This is a genomic window from Paenibacillus sp. FSL L8-0436 (assembly GCF_038593025.1).
Classification (GTDB): Bacteria; Bacillota; Bacilli; order Paenibacillales; family Paenibacillaceae; genus Paenibacillus_AQ.
The window spans coordinates 3,708,158-3,726,020 of the sequence record NZ_CP151955.1; the positions used below are offsets into that span (position 1 = coordinate 3,708,158).

Annotated in this window: 15 protein-coding genes; 13 read left to right on the plus strand and 2 right to left on the minus strand. The window is 46.9% G+C overall.

Translation table 11 applies throughout. The annotated features are described in order from the left end of the window. The first annotated feature begins 181 nt into the window (after positions 1 to 181). A complete protein-coding gene (locus NSS79_RS17050; protein ID WP_342435394.1) occupies positions 182 to 1,075 on the plus strand; it encodes a hypothetical protein in 894 nt (297 codons plus the stop codon). Positions 1,076 to 1,260: 185 nt separating this feature from the next. On the opposite strand, the gene NSS79_RS17055 is transcribed toward NSS79_RS17050, so the two are convergent. After that, entirely contained in the window at positions 1,261 to 3,150 is a 1,890-nt protein-coding gene (locus NSS79_RS17055) for a PAS domain S-box protein (protein ID WP_342435395.1), read from the minus strand. 179 nt (positions 3,151 to 3,329) lie between these two features. Between NSS79_RS17055 and NSS79_RS17060 the strand changes: the two genes are divergently transcribed. Continuing rightward, positions 3,330 to 3,869: a GNAT family N-acetyltransferase gene (locus NSS79_RS17060; protein WP_342435396.1), complete on the plus strand. Its 540-nt coding sequence runs from the start codon at positions 3,330 to 3,332 to the stop codon at positions 3,867 to 3,869. Between the two features lie 151 nt (positions 3,870 to 4,020). Here NSS79_RS17060 and NSS79_RS17065 read toward each other — a convergent pair whose 3' ends face one another. Next, on the minus strand, positions 4,021 to 5,037 hold the full coding sequence (locus NSS79_RS17065; protein WP_342435397.1) for a CapA family protein: 1,017 nt from the start codon (positions 5,035 to 5,037) through the stop codon (positions 4,021 to 4,023). A gap of 304 nt (positions 5,038 to 5,341) precedes the next feature. Here NSS79_RS17065 and NSS79_RS17070 point away from each other — a divergent pair, with 304 nt between their 5' ends. The 11 genes from NSS79_RS17070 (at position 5,342) to NSS79_RS17120 (ending at position 17,834) form a co-directional block, all read left to right on the plus strand. After that, on the plus strand, positions 5,342 to 6,580 hold the full coding sequence (locus tag NSS79_RS17070) for an FprA family A-type flavoprotein (RefSeq protein ID WP_342435398.1): 1,239 nt from the start codon (positions 5,342 to 5,344) through the stop codon (positions 6,578 to 6,580). 16 nt (positions 6,581 to 6,596) lie between these two features. Beyond that, on the plus strand, positions 6,597 to 7,811 hold the full coding sequence (locus tag NSS79_RS17075; RefSeq protein ID WP_342435399.1) for an FAD-dependent oxidoreductase: 1,215 nt from the start codon (positions 6,597 to 6,599) through the stop codon (positions 7,809 to 7,811). Positions 7,812 to 7,839: 28 nt separating this feature from the next. Beyond that, positions 7,840 to 8,022: a rubredoxin gene (gene rd, locus NSS79_RS17080; RefSeq protein ID WP_342440391.1), complete on the plus strand. Its 183-nt coding sequence runs from the start codon at positions 7,840 to 7,842 to the stop codon at positions 8,020 to 8,022. 47 nt (positions 8,023 to 8,069) lie between these two features. Then, complete coding sequence (locus NSS79_RS17085) at positions 8,070 to 8,780, plus strand: Crp/Fnr family transcriptional regulator (RefSeq protein WP_342435400.1); 711 nt, start codon at positions 8,070 to 8,072, stop codon at positions 8,778 to 8,780. Positions 8,781 to 8,890: 110 nt separating this feature from the next. Next, on the plus strand, positions 8,891 to 10,300 hold the full coding sequence (locus tag NSS79_RS17090) for an extracellular solute-binding protein (RefSeq protein ID WP_342435401.1): 1,410 nt from the start codon (positions 8,891 to 8,893) through the stop codon (positions 10,298 to 10,300). Between the two features lie 221 nt (positions 10,301 to 10,521). Next, on the plus strand, positions 10,522 to 11,556 hold the full coding sequence (locus tag NSS79_RS17095) for an SGNH/GDSL hydrolase family protein (RefSeq protein ID WP_342435402.1): 1,035 nt from the start codon (positions 10,522 to 10,524) through the stop codon (positions 11,554 to 11,556). Positions 11,557 to 11,604: 48 nt separating this feature from the next. After that, positions 11,605 to 13,161: an extracellular solute-binding protein gene (locus tag NSS79_RS17100; protein ID WP_342435403.1), complete on the plus strand. Its 1,557-nt coding sequence runs from the start codon at positions 11,605 to 11,607 to the stop codon at positions 13,159 to 13,161. 39 nt (positions 13,162 to 13,200) lie between these two features. After that, the gene (locus tag NSS79_RS17105) at positions 13,201 to 15,672 is read left to right on the plus strand and encodes an alpha/beta hydrolase fold domain-containing protein (protein WP_342435404.1); all 2,472 of its coding nucleotides are present in this window, start codon (positions 13,201 to 13,203) and stop codon (positions 15,670 to 15,672) included. A 103-nt stretch (positions 15,673 to 15,775) separates the two neighbouring features. Then, on the plus strand, positions 15,776 to 15,982 hold the full coding sequence (locus tag NSS79_RS17110) for a tautomerase family protein (protein WP_342435405.1): 207 nt from the start codon (positions 15,776 to 15,778) through the stop codon (positions 15,980 to 15,982). Then, positions 15,972 to 16,928, plus strand: a complete 957-nt coding sequence (locus tag NSS79_RS17115; protein WP_342435406.1) for an ABC transporter permease subunit — start codon at positions 15,972 to 15,974, stop codon at positions 16,926 to 16,928. Before NSS79_RS17110 ends, NSS79_RS17115 begins: the two co-directional genes overlap by 11 nt. Positions 16,929 to 16,949: 21 nt before the next feature. After that, positions 16,950 to 17,834, plus strand: a complete 885-nt coding sequence (locus NSS79_RS17120) for a carbohydrate ABC transporter permease (RefSeq protein WP_341093201.1) — start codon at positions 16,950 to 16,952, stop codon at positions 17,832 to 17,834. The last annotated feature ends 29 nt before the right edge of the window (positions 17,835 to 17,863 follow it).

Here is a 17,863-nt window from a genome sequence, read left to right on the forward strand (position 1 = left end):
AAACTAAGAAGAGGCAGCCGCCTGATGGCTGTCTTTTTTGTATGATCGCCGACTGAGGATAGACTATAAGTTCATCAATAGACGTCCGTTTTCAGCAGTGAAGGAAATATCTGCTTGTCTACTTTCCTTAAAAAACTTGGTAAGGTAGAGGTTAGCAATTAATAAGAGGTGAAAAGTTGTCATGAATAAGAAACACTGTTTGTTCTGCGATGAGATTGTTCCCATTAAACCGGAAGGCGATTACGATAGATATATTAGCTGTGCCTGTTCACCCGGCGGTTTCTATAGCCTGCGGAGAGACAGCTATGAACCTATTAATTCGTTGCCGCACCCCAAGAAACGCGATATGCTTCATTTAATATCAGCTTATATCCGCGAGCTGACCGATTGCGATGAAAAGGTCACTCTTGCGGCCAACGACTTAGAGCCGATTGCAAATTCTCCGAAAATACCCGTTACCATTGAAGATAAAGGAAACCGTCTACTGCAATATTTGTACAGACATTCCGAAGGGCCGGAGGAACCCGTGGTCATTCAACCACTCTCCAGCAGCTATAATTTGACCTATTCGCCCAATCTGCAAGAGCTGGTCTATATCATTGATAAGCTGATCAATGAGCAGTTGCTCATCAGGGAAGGTATGTCGTTTAAGCTTACCGGCAAAGGATGGAGTGAAGCCGCTGCGAACGCCGGAGGAAAAAAATTAAAGCCTTGCGTCGTTCTCATCTCGGATGAGGGGGATATGCGCACGGAGTGGCTGGAAATACTGTTGCCGAAAATCGAGCAGTACGGTTATCTGCCGCGATTGCTTACACATACAAAAACGCAGAACCGTGAACAGTATTCCTTGGAGCTTATCGCGGACAGTAAACTGATGATAGCGGACTTATCCGGTCAATCCCCCGAGGTGTATTTTGCAGCGGGATATGCGCTCGGTTTAAACATTCCGGTGATCTGGACCGTAAACGGCAGCGATGCCGATAACCTTTTTGTACAAATCCAAGATATCCGTCCGATGGTTTGGGATACAGCCGAGGAGCTGGCAGTACTACTCCAGCAGAAGTTGAGTTTATAGAGAATTTCCAGGACATGACCCGGTAAACGAAGCCAAAATAAATAACAGGCGTCTCTCCTAGAGGAGGGCGCCTGTTATTTATTTTACTTTTATAGAGTTCTCCAAATAACGAGGTAGGCATCATGACACGTCTGAGATGATAAGGTCGTACAGACTGTTATACATCAAATCATATGCCTTTATCATTATCTGTTCACAAGCTCGTTAATTAGCTTCAGGATGACTTCCCGCTTAATAGGCTTGCTGACATACTCGTCCATCCCGGCAGCAAGACATTTTTCCCGGTCACCTTTCAAAGCATTGGCAGTGACTGCGATAATCGGGGGACAGTTCTCCTTGTGTTCTTCTCTTATCAACTTCACCGCATCGAAGCCGTTCATAATCGGCATGTGCAGATCCATTAAAATAAGATCAAACTTTTCTTTGCGTGCTGCTTCAACTGCATCTATTCCGTTTGTTACAGTAGTGATTCTATGACCTATTTTTTCAAGTGTTTTGGTTAACACCAGTTGGTTGATGTAATTGTCTTCAGCAAGCAAAATGTTTATTTCCCGTGTATTAGGGTGCTTGTACAAGGAAGATTCTTGAGCGGGTACTGCCGCTGTTTTTTTAGGCTTGATGGTGAAGAAGAAAGACGAGCCACTCTTGCCGTCACTCTCCACGTATATCTCGCCGCCCATCATATCGATGATTCTGCGGCTGATCGCAAGGCCCAGACCAGTGCCTTCGTGATTGCGCGTCATAAAGCTGTCAATCTGCGCAAACGGTTCAAAAATGTCATTCAGCCGCATAGGATCAATCCCAATGCCCGTATCAGTTACCGTAAAGGCCAGCTTTGTCGGATATTCCTTTAGCAGCTTCACTTTTACCGATATGCTGCCCTTGGAGGTGAACTTCACGGCATTGCCGAGCAGGTTCAGGAGGACCTGTTTCAAACGGTCGCAATCTCCGTAGATATAGTCCGGAACATCATGATTTATAGTACTGGAGAGCTCAATTTGCTTTTGATCGGCTTTCATGGAAATGACGGCGAAGCTGTCCTTGATGCATTTGCGAAGATCGAATGAATCCTCTTGCAGTTCTGTCCGGCCTGCCTCGATTTTTGAAAGATCAAGAATATCATTGATGATATTGAGCAGCGTTTCCCCGCTTTTGCGGATGATCTCTACATAACCCCGTTGCTCTTCATCAAGGTTAGTAGTCTCAAGCAGAATATCCGTCATGCCGACTACCCCGTTCATAGGGGTGCGGATTTCGTGGCTCATCATCGCAAGAAACTCACTTTTCGCTCTGTTCGTAGACTCGGCAGCCTCTTTTGCAAGCAACAACTGCCGCTGTTCAGAGATGTCCTTACAGATGAGGTAGAATCCGATATTTTGATTACTCACATAAATCGGTGCAATACTGGTGAGCACTTCAACAATCTGGCCACTTTTGGTTCTAAGCGCATTAATGTGCTGTTCAACCGAATCATCGTACAGCGCTCTTTTCAGAATCTTCTGGACATTCTCGTGGCCAATTAGACTCGAAAGCTCCATCCCAATCAGGTCGGCCTCTATGGAGTAGCCTGTGATCTTTTCCGCCATACTGTTGGCGTTAATAATTCGGCCGTCTAGGCCAAAGGAAATCACGGCGTCATGGTTGTATTTTTTGAGTGACGTATACCGCTCAACTGATTCCTGAAGGCGCTGTTCGGATTCTTTTTGCTTGGTGATGTCAATGATTTGGCAAATGTAATACAATGCCTGGTCCGCCTCATCGCTGAAAAGCTTAAGAGAAAGCAACCCCCACATATTATCCCCATTTTTTGAAATAAACCGCTTTTCGAGTTGTACTTTGGTTTGGTCACCCATGAGCGTCTTTAGTTCGTGTATAGTTCTAAAATCATCATCGGGATGGGAGAGGTCTTCCAACCTCATGCCGTCCAATTCTGCTTTAGAATAGCCAAATATTTGTTCAAAGGCGGGGTTAACGGTTAAAATCACACCTTCTGGCCCAACAAGGGCGATGCCAAAGGAAGCGTGATCAATGACCTGTTGGTTGTATCGTTCCTGGTTCAGGTTTACGCGATGCATGGCAGCCTCCAAGGGTTAGGTAATGTGTGCGTCAAAAATAGACCTCCTATTTGGAAGGCCTGAATCTAATGAGATGAATATAACTCCGAAATTGAATTACCCGATTGATTTTTTATTGAAACAGGAAGAAAATTGAAAATACCCGTAATATAATTTCAAGCTGGGAGATGATTAGAACAATGTACAATCAAGCCCAAAGAACGCTTACTACCGGACGATTGATTTTAAGACCCTTTAAAGAATCTGATGCACAACGAGTCAGTGAGCTCTGCAATAATTACAATATTTATAAAAGTACATTAACTCTACCTTATCCATACTCCATTGATTGTGCATTATCATGGATTCAAACACAAGCGGTTAATTTTAACAATAATAAATCCTATGAGTTCGCCATTACTGACAAAAATACATATGAGCTTTATGGAGCTATTGGCCTGTCCAATAACCAAACACACAAAAATGGCGAACTCGGGTATTGGATAGGTGAAGAATACTGGGGTAAAGGATATGCGACCGAAGCAACAAAAGCTATCCTTGAGTTTGCCTTCACAGAAAAGCATTACCATAAAGTGTACGCGAGATTTTTTGCTTCAAATCCAGGCTCTGGACGGGTTATGCAGAAATCGGGCATGGTGAAGGAAGGTGTTTTATTGCAGCATGTCTATAAAGAAAATAAATTTGTAGACCTTATTCATTATGGAATTATTAACACTTGAGGGTGAGCTTTTTTTATATACAAATGACCAATTGAAACAGCGGCAGCCATGGACGAGAGATACAATTCTGGACTACCGCTGTTTAGATAATAACGATGGCTATCAGCATATCCGCAATGTTACAGACGAAACTGTTCATTATAAAACGGCTCTACCCCCGCTTTAAGATAGTCTCCGTATGCTTCAACATACTATTTAAGGCATTTCGCTTCCCCGTGTTTAAATCAGAGGCATTCCGCTTTAACGCATCGCGGATGGGGATGACCTCTGTCACTTTTCTGCCGCTTTTCACTTTACGAACTACGCAGGTCGGGATGTAATCGACGTTAGTGATACTTGTGTTTCCTTTTTGATCCTTTTTGATTTTAAGAGTAAGAATGATACTGCTTTGGGTATAAGGAATATTCATGAGTTTAGTTGAAACAAAATTACCCAGCGAATAGATAACGAATTGTTTCTTTCCCCGAACCGCTAACGGTTGAAGAACATGCGGGTGAGATCCCAGGATGATGTCTGCGCCATTTTTAAAGAAGAGGTTGACCAGCTGCTTTTGCCGCTTGTTTGGAGTGTACTTATATTCGTTTCCGAAATGCAGATAAAGCAAGACCAGATCGGCTTTCTTTTTTAAATTTCGAATTTCTCGGATGATTTTATCGGTTACTATCCGATTGACCAGCCATGGCTGACTTGCCGGTACAGGAATTCTGTTGGTTCCTGCCGTGTAAGAGAGAATTCCGATCGTAATCCCTTTTACGTTTTTAATAAGAGTTTTCTTGGATTCTTCTAATGACTTAGATGTTCCGGTATGGTCGATTCCAGTATGATCCAGAACTTTTAACGTGCGAATCAGACCCTGGGTACCATAATCCATGCAGTGATTGTTCGCAGTTACTAATACATCGAATCCGGCTTCCTTAAGTGCCGGGGCCAATTCGTCTGGGCACTTGAATATCGGACCGCTTGAACGCAGACTTTTCCGGCTATCCCGCCCGTTTCCGGCAAAGGTGGTTTCGAGATTGCCAATCGTCAAATCAGCCTGTTTCAGATAAGGAGCTACTTTTGCGAACAGGGGGCCGAACGAATAGGTACCGTCAGCTTGTTTGGCATCTGAAATAATATGACGTTTGACCATAAGGTCTCCTACAGCATTTATTTGTATTTCCGTCATCGTTATCCACCTTTTTATTGTTTTGATTAGGATATGGCGGAAGGGGGATATGGGTTATTAATATTCACATCAGAACAAGGGCTGTTTCCGGGACATCGAAAGCTCGGATAGAGGTTTTATTTTTTCTTTTTTATATAAAATGTGACCCTACGCATAATCACTTCATTTAAATCGTCTAAATTTAAGGTATACGAACTTTTCTCAAACTTTCATAATTTGATTCAAATCCTCTTTTTTGTTTGGCGGCCATAATAGAATATGGTTATTGATAAACATTATCAACCAAACATTGGAGGTTAACGAAATGAGTACACAATTCAAAAAAATCGCCGAGGATATTTTCTGGATAGGCAAAATCGATAACCGTCAGGTTCCCTTTCACCGTCTGGTTCTTTCAAAAGGAACGACCTATAACTCATACCTGTTAAAAACAGGCAAGCCGACCGTCATTGATACCGTAGATATGGAATTCGGACGTGAATATGCCGAGTGTCTGGGTGAAATGATTGATCTTCTGGATATTCATTACATCGTGATTAACCATACAGAGCCTGATCACTCCGGTGGATTGGCGGCGCTTGCTGGTAAGGCTGCAAATGCCACAATCGTATGCACCGAGATTGCCGTACCGGAATTGCAGGAAATGTACAAGCTTCATAGCCGGAACTTCCTGGTGGTTAAAGACGGAGATAAGCTGGATATCGGAGGAAAGACACTGCTGTTTAAAGAAACACCGTACCTTCATACTGCTGAAACGATGATAACCTATTGTATCGAAGATCAAATCTTATTTCCTTGCGATATCTTCAGCACGCATGTTGCGGTGGAGAATCTGTTCAGCGATGAAGCCGGGTTTGATATCACGGAAGATTTCCAGGGTTATTACGCCGCCATCATTCACCCTCACAGAAGATATGTAAGAACGCTGCTGGAGGCTGTCAAGGATCTTGAAATCCGGATGATTGCTCCTTCCCACGGATTTGTGATCCGGGAGGACATCCGCAAATATATCGAAATGTACGCCACGTTGAGCCGCGAAACCACTCAAGGAAAAAAAGCAGCCATTGTATATACCACCATCAAAAACAGTACCAAGAAGATGGCCAAAATTATACAAGACTGCTTGCAGGAAAATAATATTGCGACAGAGGTCTGGGATGCGGACAAAAGCAGCGCCGCCGATATTCTGAACAGCATTGCTTCAGCCGATGCGGTCTTTATCGGCAGCTCCACTAAATACGCGGACATGATCGGGAACCTGGAGAACATTCTGAAAGAAATGCAAAACATGAACCTGGAAGGCAAGCTTGCTGCAGCCTTTGGCTCATACGGCTGGAGCGGTGAAGCCATTGAAGTCATTCAGGATTATCTGAACGGAACCAACATGACGGTACAAAGTACTTCTGATGTGATTAAATCCACAGGGATGACACATGTGGAGTTCCCTTTAAGAATCAGATTTTCCCCTAAAGAGCCTGAGAAAGTACAAAAAATTAAAAATGCGGCTGAATTTGTATCGGATTTGCTGCTGAGTTCATTTTAGGGAGGAGGATTATAGGATGACAAAACATTACGTTATTGTCGGCGGCGGAGTAGCCGCCGTCCATGCTGCCAAAGCGATCCGTGATCAAGACGCAGAATCGGAAATCTCGATCCTCGGAGAGGAAGACCAACTGCCCTACAACCGGATTAAACTGACCAAAGGCCTGTTTACCGACCTGCACAGTGAGAAGGTGCTGATCAAGAAGGAAAAATGGTATCGCGATAATCGGATATCCGTAAAGACCTCTACCCGAATCAGTTCTGTCCACCCGGACCGGCAGCTGGTGGAGACAGAAGACGGGCAAAGTGTATCGTATCATAAGCTCCTGTTGTGTATGGGAGCAAGGAACCGCGCGCTACCGATTGAGGGTGCGGGACTAAACAATGTTCATACCCTCCGTGATATGAACGACGCGGACCGGCTGAAAGACAGCCTGCAGGATGGCAGCCGTGTAGCCGTAATCGGCGGGGGAGTACAGGGAATCGAAACCACTTGGGCGCTGCATGAAGCAGGATATCAGGTAACGGTGATCGAAGCTTTTCACCGCCTGATGGGCAGACAGCTTGATGAGAAATCCTCACAGCTGCTTAAGGACACCCTCGAACGATCAGGTGTTAAGGTTATTCTGCAATCAGGGGTGGCATCTATTACAGGGTCAGAGTTTGTTACCGGAATTACGCTGGACGATCAGTCTCACTTTTCCTGCGACCATGTAGTTTACTCTATAGGTATCGTGCCGAATACGGCGCTGATAAATGGCTCGAATATTCTAGTCCGGCAGGGCATTCTCGTAAATGAACAAATGCAAACAAGTGATCCGCATGTGTACGCAGCCGGAGATGTTGCTGAAATTAACGGGCATGTGGAAGGACTGTGGGGCGGAGCGATCGAGCAGGGCCGGATTGCCGGCAATAATATGGCCGCCAATCTCACTGTTTATCGTGGAGCTGTTCCAGTGACCTTGTTTAACGCTTTTGGCCTCTCTTTATTTTCAATAGGCAACGTTGATGAACGGCAATGCGATATGGCGGTGTGCGGAGAAGAAAATGGAGCGTATACGCTCATCTATGTGAAAGATAACACAATTACCGGGGCGATATCCTGGCAAGGCGCAGCTGCTTCCCTGGTATATAAAGCCGCTGTCGAGCAAGGCATCAGACTTACGGGCATTGATCTCAACGGGAGCAATATCGTGGAAATTATGGCTGAAGTACAAACCAGATTGAACTAAACTACCAACTTTTTAGGAGATGATAATGATGAAGAAATACATCTGCCAACCCTGCGGCTATATCTATGATCCGGCAATAGGCGATCCCGATGAGGATGTGGATGCAGGCACAGCGTTTGAAGACTTACCTGAGGATTGGGTTTGTCCGGTATGTGGTGAGGATACGAGTCACTTTGCGCCGGTTGAGGACAAAAAGTCTTCTGCTTCCTAAAGAGAAGCAGGAGTTGTACAAAAAAACGAACAAAAGGGGGGACAGTTATGAATGAGCATTCTTGCCAACACGCTGCAGAACCTTGTACCCGCAAGGTGCCGATTTTTGCTGCGTTGAGCGATGACGATCTCTCCCGGATCAGCGCCATGATCAAGCACCGTAAGTTCACTAAAGGTCAACCGTTAATTCTGGAAGGGGCGCCGTCGGATACGCTGTACATCATTCAGCGGGGGCATGTGAAATTATCCAAAACAACTCCTGAAGGCAAGGAACAAATTTTGCACATCTTGACGAACGGAGATTTTTTCGGGGAACTGAGCATATTTAACAGCGATGAGCTGAGCAACTTCAGTGCTTATGCGCTGAAAGAGACCAATATTTGCCTGCTGACCCGAACCGATATGGAGCAGCTAATGACTGATAATCCGGATATTTCGCTTAGGCTGTTGAAGAGTGTTACCAAAAGACTGGCCCATACAGAAAATCTGGCGCAAAGCCTGGCAACCAAAGATCCGGAAATACGGATTGCTTACATGATCATGGAACTCAGCGACAAATATGGCAAGCAACGTGGTGATCATATTCATATTGACCTTCCGCTGTCTCGTGAAGAACTGGCCAGTTATGTCGGGGTCACCCGCGAAACGATTAGCAGAAAATTCTCAAGGTTCGAAGATTCGGGTCTTATTGAGCTGATTGGAAACAAGCAGATGGTTATTACAGATCCGGCTGGTTTGGAGAGTTATATGGGGTATTAAGATATGGAGCAAGCTCCGATACTTGTCGTTCCCAGAGGATTTCAGTATGATGAATACTGTATAACTTGTCCCTATGGGCTCGATTAATCGGAAGATGGCGAGGAACCCCAATGCAGAAAAGGAATAGCAGGAAATTTTTCCGTATTCGGTTAGAGGAAATGATTCAAACCTTGCGGCATGAAATTCGTTCCGGGAGTATTGCAATCGGCAGTTTTCTCCCTTCGGAGAGCGACCTGGAGGTGCGCTTCGGACTTAGCAACGCTTCCGTGCGCAACGGGCTCAAGGTGCTGGTGGACGAAGGCTTAATTGAGAAAATCCCTCGTGTTGGCAATCGGGTACTCTCTCCGGTGCCGGAGGGCAGAACGGCGATCAAGTTCGGATATGTGAACACGATCCCAAAGCTTGTAGAGATGCAAGAGCTTCTGAATGAGTTCGGCAGGCGGTATCCGCATATCGAAGTTCAGCCGCTCGAGTTGTCTTCAGGAAACTACTCATCATCGCTAAAGGAACATTTGCAATCGGAAATCATGGATGTCGTACTGATGAACAATAATAATTATCAGGATTTTGTGGAGCAAGGCTGTACGGAGCTGCTGGAGCCGCTGGAGGAGCAGCCGGACACCTACCGTTTTCTTTCCGATCCGTTCCGGTATGGTGAGCGTAATCGCGTTCGGCCCTTTATTTATTCTCCGGTCGTGCTTTGTTATAATAAACACCATTTTAAAGAAGCCGGCGTATCACCGCCTGACAGCAGCTGGACCTGGGATGATTTGTTCGCTTACGGTCGGAAGGTAGCTGAGGGTCAGGATTGGTACGGATTTTATTTTTATTTGCCTTCCCGCAACCGGTGGCCGTTGTTCCTGCTTCAGAGCGGCACGACGTTTGAGGCAGAACAGGACGGCGAAGGCAAATTCCGGCTCAGTGGCTCAAAGCTAATCGACAGTTTAGGTACCATTCGAAAGCTGATCGGCATGAAAGATGTATTTCCAGCCGTACTGTCCGAGAGCGACGCCGATGCGGAAGCGTTATTTTTGCAAGGCAAAGTATCCATGATTATGACGACTTATTACTTCTTGAATCAATTGCTTCATTCCGATCTGGCATTCGATATTGCCCCGCTGCCCAGGCTGCAAAATGCCAATACGCTGCTGATCATAAACGGGCTGGCGGTTAACAGCAAATCGCAGAATAAGGATGCTGCCACGCTTTTCGTCGATTTTCTCACCTCGCATGAGGCGCAACTGCTGCTTCGGCGCAAGACGCTGAATATTGCAGCCAACCGTTTGGCAATGGAATGGGAAGGCGAGGAAGCCGGTTATCGTCCGGCCCGCTTTCAGTTATACCGCGAGATCTTTCCCACCTATCGTCTGGTCACGGAGCTGGGCTTAAGCAACCGCCAGTTAAAAGACATTCAGCGTGATATCATGATGTTTGTTTCTGGCTTGCTGAATAACGATGAGTTATGCGGCAGGTTAGAGGATACATTGAACATGATGGATCAGGAGACTCCGCTCTCTTGAGTAGTGCATTGTGATTTGAAAATTCCGGCACAGGTTCAGTTCTGAACCTGTGCTTTTTGCTTTGTTGAATTATTTGTTCATCTACAATTACTGACTCATAAAAGACTCATATAAAACATAAATACATATTGACTGCGCTTACATTGTTATTATATGATTCTTTAGAAGTCAGATATGAGTTAATACTGACTCATAATCATTAAGGTGGTGTAGCTGCAACGATGGAGAAGGACGGCGTTTATTTTCACAATGTTTCGGAGCTGGTACATAAACCCTATCAATCTGGATTGCACCTGCAGCGTTTTCCGCAGCAAGTGCGTACCGGTTTGTCAGAGAAAGGACGGAGCAAGGCCATACAATCGAACGGCTGTGAATTGCGGTTTGTCACCGAATCCAAACATGTCAGAGTGACCGTCGGCTCGAATGATAGCAATGGCCGCGTCGTGGTATGCAGAGGGGATTTTTTTCATTCCCAGCATTTTCTGCAAGCCGGTACGGTAACCACCCTGCATTTGGAGCAGCCGGAACGTTTCGCGGAGGTGCCGAGCGGACGGCTGAATCAGTCTGGATTTTCCTCTAATGTGTGGCGTTTGCATTTTGACCGCTTCGGGGCTGTCTTCTACGATGTGGATGCATTTGGTTGCGAAGTGCGCGTGCCAACTCCAGATGAGGTACCGAAGCTTACGATGCTGGCATACGGATCTTCCATCAGTCAGAGCGCAGGATCCACGCATCATTTCAATGGATACTTGCAGCAGACGGCGCGCAGACTCGGCGTGGATGTGCTTAACCTTGCACTCAGCGGATCCTGTTACTGCGAGAAAGTTGTTGCCGATCATCTGGCGGAACGCGAGGATTGGGATTTCCTGTTTCTGGAGCTTGGTGTCAATATGCGCGCAGTCGTGTCTCCCGAGGAATTTAAGCGTAGAGTGTCTTACCTGCTGGACCGGGTTATCGGACACCATCCCGGCAAACCTGTTTTTGTCACTACGATTTACCCGAATCGAGCAACTTATTTTCTTGATACAAGTCATCTTCTTCATGTCCAAGAGGGGATTTTTAACGAAGCGCTGCTTCATTGCTTTGAAAGCAGTAAACATCCGCAGCTGCATCTGCTGGATGGCGCAGCGATTATGCGCGATCTTACATCGCTCACGTCCGATTTGATTCATCCTTCGGATTACGGACACACGCTGATGAGTGAGCAATTAGCAAAGCTGCTGCAGCCGGTGATCGAGCCGCTCCGAAAGTTCTAGTCATTCTAGTGCCGCTGACCAAAATTTTGTAACAGGGAGTTGATGGACATGAAACGTTGGATGCTTACCATGGTGGGAGTTTCATTATTAGCCGCCTCTATGAACGGATGTTCCACTTCAAATAAGGGAGAAGAGGAACAAACAGGGGAGAATCCGGGTAAGAACACTGCTTTCTCCATATCGTTCCGGAGCGGAAACATTTCGTATGCAGACAATCATCCGAATATCAATGATGACAAATGGGTTAAAAAGCTGGAGGAACTTACCCATACAGATCTTAACATCCGTTTGATGCAGCAGAAAAATTTTGACTCGCAAATGATCCAAATGTTCGCGATCAACGACATTCCGGATGTCGTTCAAGCAAGCTCCGGGCTGACGAATCCCCAACTGGCCGGTTCCGTGGAGGCCGGAGTATTCATGCCCCTTAATGAATTGCTTGAGAAGTATGGGCAAGACCTGCTCAAGAAGGTTCCGAAGGAGGCTTGGGAAAAGGAGACCGATGCGAAAGGCAACATCTACGCGATTCCCGAATGGCTGTCCAATCCGTCACGCCGGGCGACTTGGATTCGTGAGGATCTTCTGGAAAAAACGGGGCTGCCAGAGCCGAAAACAGTGGACGACTTCCTGAACGTTATGCGTGCCTTTAAGAAGATGGGTGTGGAGAATCCTTATATGGGCCGGGAGGACTTTGTATATTCGGATATGTTCTTCGGGTCTTACGATACCTTTGGCAATTTCTTTATGAAACAAGGGGAACAAATCGTACCAAAATTCATGAATATCGAGAATATGCAAAAGACGATCCAAACGTATAAGACAATGTTTGACGAAGGACTGATCAACAAGGAATTCGTTACGATTAATCCCACGAAATTCAAGAACGATATTCTCTCAGGCAAAGCGGGCATCTGGAACATGAATGCCAATCTTTTGATCCAATGGGACCAACAGCTAAAGGAACAGGTACCTACCGCGAAAATGAAACTGATCGCTTCGCCGACAGGGCCGGATGGGAAGGGTGGACTTCGCCTTGTCGGTACGGTGCCGAGAGCCTATTTAATCAACAAGAATGCGAAGGACCCTGCCGGAATCGTCAAGTTTTTCAACTGGATGGTCAGTGACGAAGCGGAGAAGTTCTTTACCTTCGGGATTGAAGGGGAAAATTATACGGTAGAAAACGGCAAGATTAACTACAATAGACCGAAAACCGCCGATGAGGTCGACGAGGAAACGTTCCGGCAAATCCTGCTGTGGTTTGTACAGGATACAACCTACAATAAAGGCGCGCTCAGCCTCACCCCTGAAGGAAAAGACTTGATGAAGCTCTACGATACGGTACTTGCGAGTGAAGGCCGTGACGGGATTCAATTCGAACCCCAGGTGCAGGGCTACCAGAAAAACCCGGATATTACTCCAGGGGGAGATAAACTGCCGCCCGTCATATTGACGCATGTGATCAATATGGTATACGGTAAGGAGCCAATTTCTGATTATCCGAAGGTGGTGGAGGAATGGCTGCAGAAAGGGGGGAGTGATGTCGTCAAGGAAGCAACAGAACGTTTTAACAACAACGACGGTGTCATTTTGTCCCGGCAACAATAAGCGTTGATAATACCTATACCTTGTCAGGGAGGAATTCATTTGAGAAACGGACTGCGCAGGAAAGCTATTCGATTCGGAACAAGAGTACTGTTGGCCTTGACTTTGTTATGTCCCCCTCTTGAATTGCAAGCGCTTACTCAGGTACATGCAGAGACACCGGTGCCGATTCCTCCACCGGCTGAACCTCAGCCGTTTCCGGTTCCGGAGGGCGTTGAGCTGTATGAAGATGTGCTGATTGGAAATGCTGGAACGCGTCCAATTTATACTTCGATAGCCGTACCGAAGACCACGCCCAATGCACCGGTGCCGGTGATGGTATACATCCATGGGGGAGGCTGGAACCACGGAGACCGGAAGCAAGCCCTTGCCAGCATCTGCAGCTATGTGACCAAGCGGGGATACATCGGAGTTTCACTGGATTACCGGTTAACCCCGGAAGCGCCGTTTCCGGCGCAAATTCAGGACGTGAAGCTGGCAATTCGTTATTTGCGCGCACATGCAGCAGAATATCATCTGGATCCTAATCGAATCGGTGTATGGGGAACGTCCGCAGGCGGTCATCTGGCCTCGCTGCTCGGTACGACAGGGCAGATCACTTCAGGTGATACGATCACACTGGATACAGGACATGTCGTAAACGTTCCGGATTTGGGCGGGAATGGCGGTTGGCAGCAATATTCCGATCAAGTCCAAGCCGTTGTCGATATGTACGGACCAGCGGATTTTACCACAAACTTCGCCAATAGCTACAAATCCGTGAAAGCGCTTTTAGGCGGGAATAACGCCTTCTCTGTGCCGGACCAAGCTCGGCTGGCCATGCCCGGCACTTATGCCTCACCGGACGATCCGCCTTTTTTCATCCGCCATGGTGATGCCGATGCGACGATCCCATACACGGATAGCGTTACGTTCGCCAATCAATTGAAGAATGCAGGCGTGAAAGTGGTCGATGTCAAAATCGTGCCAAAACAAGGACACGGCTTCACCGGCGAGGCGGCTGAGCAGGCAAGCGCCGAGGCGTGGGCCTTTTTGGATCAATATGTGAAGAACCGTATCACAATAACACCTCCAAGTGATGTAGCCAGTATTCCGAACTTTACGCCGGGTCCGCCCCGGGAACCGGTCCCGTTCACAGCTCCGGGATTAACCGAAGCTGATGGAACAGTGCATCCGGTTCATTCCCCGCATGTGACAACCGGCCGTGTTCTGAATGTGCTGAACTATCATGCCGATCCCGCTGATAACGATGCAGACGATGGCCTTGCCATTCAAGCTGCCATAAACAGTGCCCAGCCCGGTGACGAAGTCTATTTGCCGTCCGGGGTTTATAATTTGAACTCGACACTAGATACCCTTGTCAATTTGAAGCTCAAGTCTGGTGTGAATCTTCGCGGCGAAAATCAATCCGCAACCATTCTCAAAACGTCACTCAACAAAGTGAAAAACAGTTCGCTTATGAAAGTATCCGGTCAGCATGATCTGTCCATATCCAATCTCACCCTTACTTCCACCTGGAAGGGTGTCTACCGGACAGATCATAAAGTGAACAATCCGGACGCCGGCGGTCCCGACAGTATGATCACCATCGCGAATTTTGGCGGGCTTCCGTCATACAACATCACGGTTGATGGGGTTACTGTTGAGAAGTATTCACGTATGGGCATGCGTATCGACAACAGCCGTGATATTGTCGTACGCCGCAGTACGTTCCGCAACGCGACGGATGTAGGTCCTGGCGGTGCCGGCTACGGCGTGTCGATTCAGGGCATAGCCAAACAGGATCGTAACGGATACGATAACGACACCCTCTGGAATGTTGTCGAGGACTCCCGATTCGAAGGACCTTATTTGCGGCATGGCGCACTGATCCAATTTGTCGCACATAACAATGTCCTGCGAGACAATCAGTTTACGAATACAAAGCTGGATGCCATCGATCTGCACGGGGAACTCGAATATTTGAACGAGATATACGGCAATGTGATTAGCGATATTCCTTACGGCGCTGCGGTCGGACTGGGAAACACCGGCGGAACAGCACCCAGCAACCACAGTAAGACAGGACCACGCAACTATATCCATGACAATACGATTCGCAATACAAGAGAAGGAATCAATGTAACTATGGGTACCCCGGATACAGTCATCGAGCGTAATCTGATTGAAAATACAAGCGGCATAGAGGATGCCAAGGGCATTCGGATTTTGAATGGTCCGGGCACGATCATCAAGGAGAATGTCATTCGCAATAATACCTCATCGAATTATTGGGCTGTATCGCTTGAGCATGATCCCGGCGACAGCAAAGCAAATAATATCGGAGAAGGTGACCCGCAGAATGTTCAATTGATCGGGAATTCGCTGACCGGCAATACGAACGGCATACGGCTTCTTGCGGGAACCGGGATCACCCTGCAGGGGAATCTCGTTGACAGCGTAAGTCTCAATTATTTCAAAAGTGAACATGTGGTGGTAGAAGGCTGGCCTTTAAACAACGAAGCTAACCCCTAAAGAAAACACAAGTACACTCACAGAAACCCCATATTGCAAGCGCTTTATTGTAGGTAGAATAAGGATAGATTCAATCACTATTCGAGGAAATGGAGGAAAGACGATGCCACATATTGAGATCAGAATGTACGAAGGCCGAACGCGTGAGCAGAAGGAGGAGATAGTCACTGTATTCACGCGGGAGCTATCCCGGATTATAGAACGGGAGGAACGGTTCATCACCGTCGAATTTGAGGAAATTCCCCTAGATGAGAATGCTCCGGCAAACCTGTTGAAAACAGGACCTGGAGGAAACGGTCATGAAGACTAAGTTAACTGCGGTAGACCTTATTAACTACAAGGCCGATACGAAAAAGTCCCTGCTTTTAAACATGTGGAAATTCAGAGCGCTGTACGTGATCGCGATACCCGGGATTTTGTACTTTATCATTTTTAAGTATGTTCCGTTGGCCGGTTCAGTTATTGCGTTTCAGAACTACAACATTTTTAAAGGCTTCACAGGCAGTGAATGGGTGGGACTTGAGCACTTTAGAACCATGTTTCAATACCAGGATTTCGGACGGATCTTAAGCAATACGATTCTGCTGGGCTTGTATGATCTTCTATTCGCCTTCCCGGCTCCGATATTGCTCGCACTCCTGCTGAATGAAATCCGTCTTGTGTTTTACAAACGTTTTTTGCAAACAGTGGTGTATATGCCCCATTTTCTCTCCTGGGTAATTGTAAGCGGAATCGCTTTGGGCATTCTCTCCCCAGGAACAGGGATCGTGAACCAGGTTTTACAGGTCTTCGGGTTTGAACCGATTTATTTTCTTGGTGAAAATTCATACATTCGCACGATTCTGATCAGTTCCGGCATTTGGCGGGATTCCGGGTATGGTACGATCATTTACCTGGCCGCATTGGCAGGAATCAACCCGGACCTGTATGAGGCTGCAGAAGTAGACGGAGCCGGGCGCTGGAAGCAAACCATGGCGATTACGCTCCCGTCTCTTATACCGACAATTATGATTTTGTTCCTTCTCCATATCGGGAGATTTCTTGATCTTGGCTTCGAGCGGGTCTGGGTATTCCTGAACGCGCTTAATACCGGGAACGGGGAGATTCTGGACACTTATATCTATAAGGCGGGGCTGCTGTCTCAGCAATACAGCTATACAACAGCAGTGGGGCTATTCAAGTCGGTAGTGGGACTCATTCTGGTGCTCATCGGCAACATTTTGAGCAAGAAAACAACCGGTGAATCGCTGTATTAATCGCTCTTTATGGAGGTAGGGATGATGAGAGTACGCTACACTCGCGGCCAGAATCTATTTAATGTGTTTAATCTTTTGTTTCTGACCGCCCTTGCTTTGGCTATGTTTCTGCCGTTTCTGAATGTGATTGCCCAGTCCTTCAGCAGCTCCGAAGCAATTATTAATGGCAGGGTAGGCTTGCTGCCCAAAGATTTTACGGCGATCAATTATCAGTACGTCTTCAGCGATCACTCCATTTGGCGGGCGTTTGGTGTCTCCGTCTATATTACGGTGCTGGGCACCGCCATCAATCTGATTGCGACAGCGTCTCTCGCTTATCCGGTGTCGCGTCCGGAATTCGTAGGGCGTAAATACATCGTCATGATGGTATTATTCACCATGGTATTCAGCGCCCCCCTAATTCCGAACTTTATTCTGATTAAGAATTTGGGGCTTATGAACTCGCTATGGGCACTCATGATTCCCGGCGCCATCAGCGCATTTAACTTCTTCGTGATGAGAAGCTTCTTTATGCAGCTGCCGCAGGAACTGATTGACTCCTCCCGGATCGACGGGTGCGGCGAGCTGCGGATCATCGTCAGTATGGTACTGCCGCTGTCCAAGCCGGTCATGGCCTCATTGGGGATTTTCTACGCCGTCGGACATTGGAACACTTACATGAGCGCGTTGTATTACATCAACAAGCCGTCCTTATGGCCTCTGCAGGTGATGTTGAAGAAGCTCTTCGAGACGGACGATATCAGCATTGACCCGGCTTCTTCGGTCTATAGCTCTCTGGCACACACATCGCCTGAGGGTATCAAAATGGCCGTTATTATTGTCGCAACTATTCCGATTATCATGATTTATCCGTTTCTTCAACGCCATTTCGTTAAAGGAATGATGGTCGGCTCCGTGAAATCCTGATCTATTATAATGTGATAGAATAGGAAACG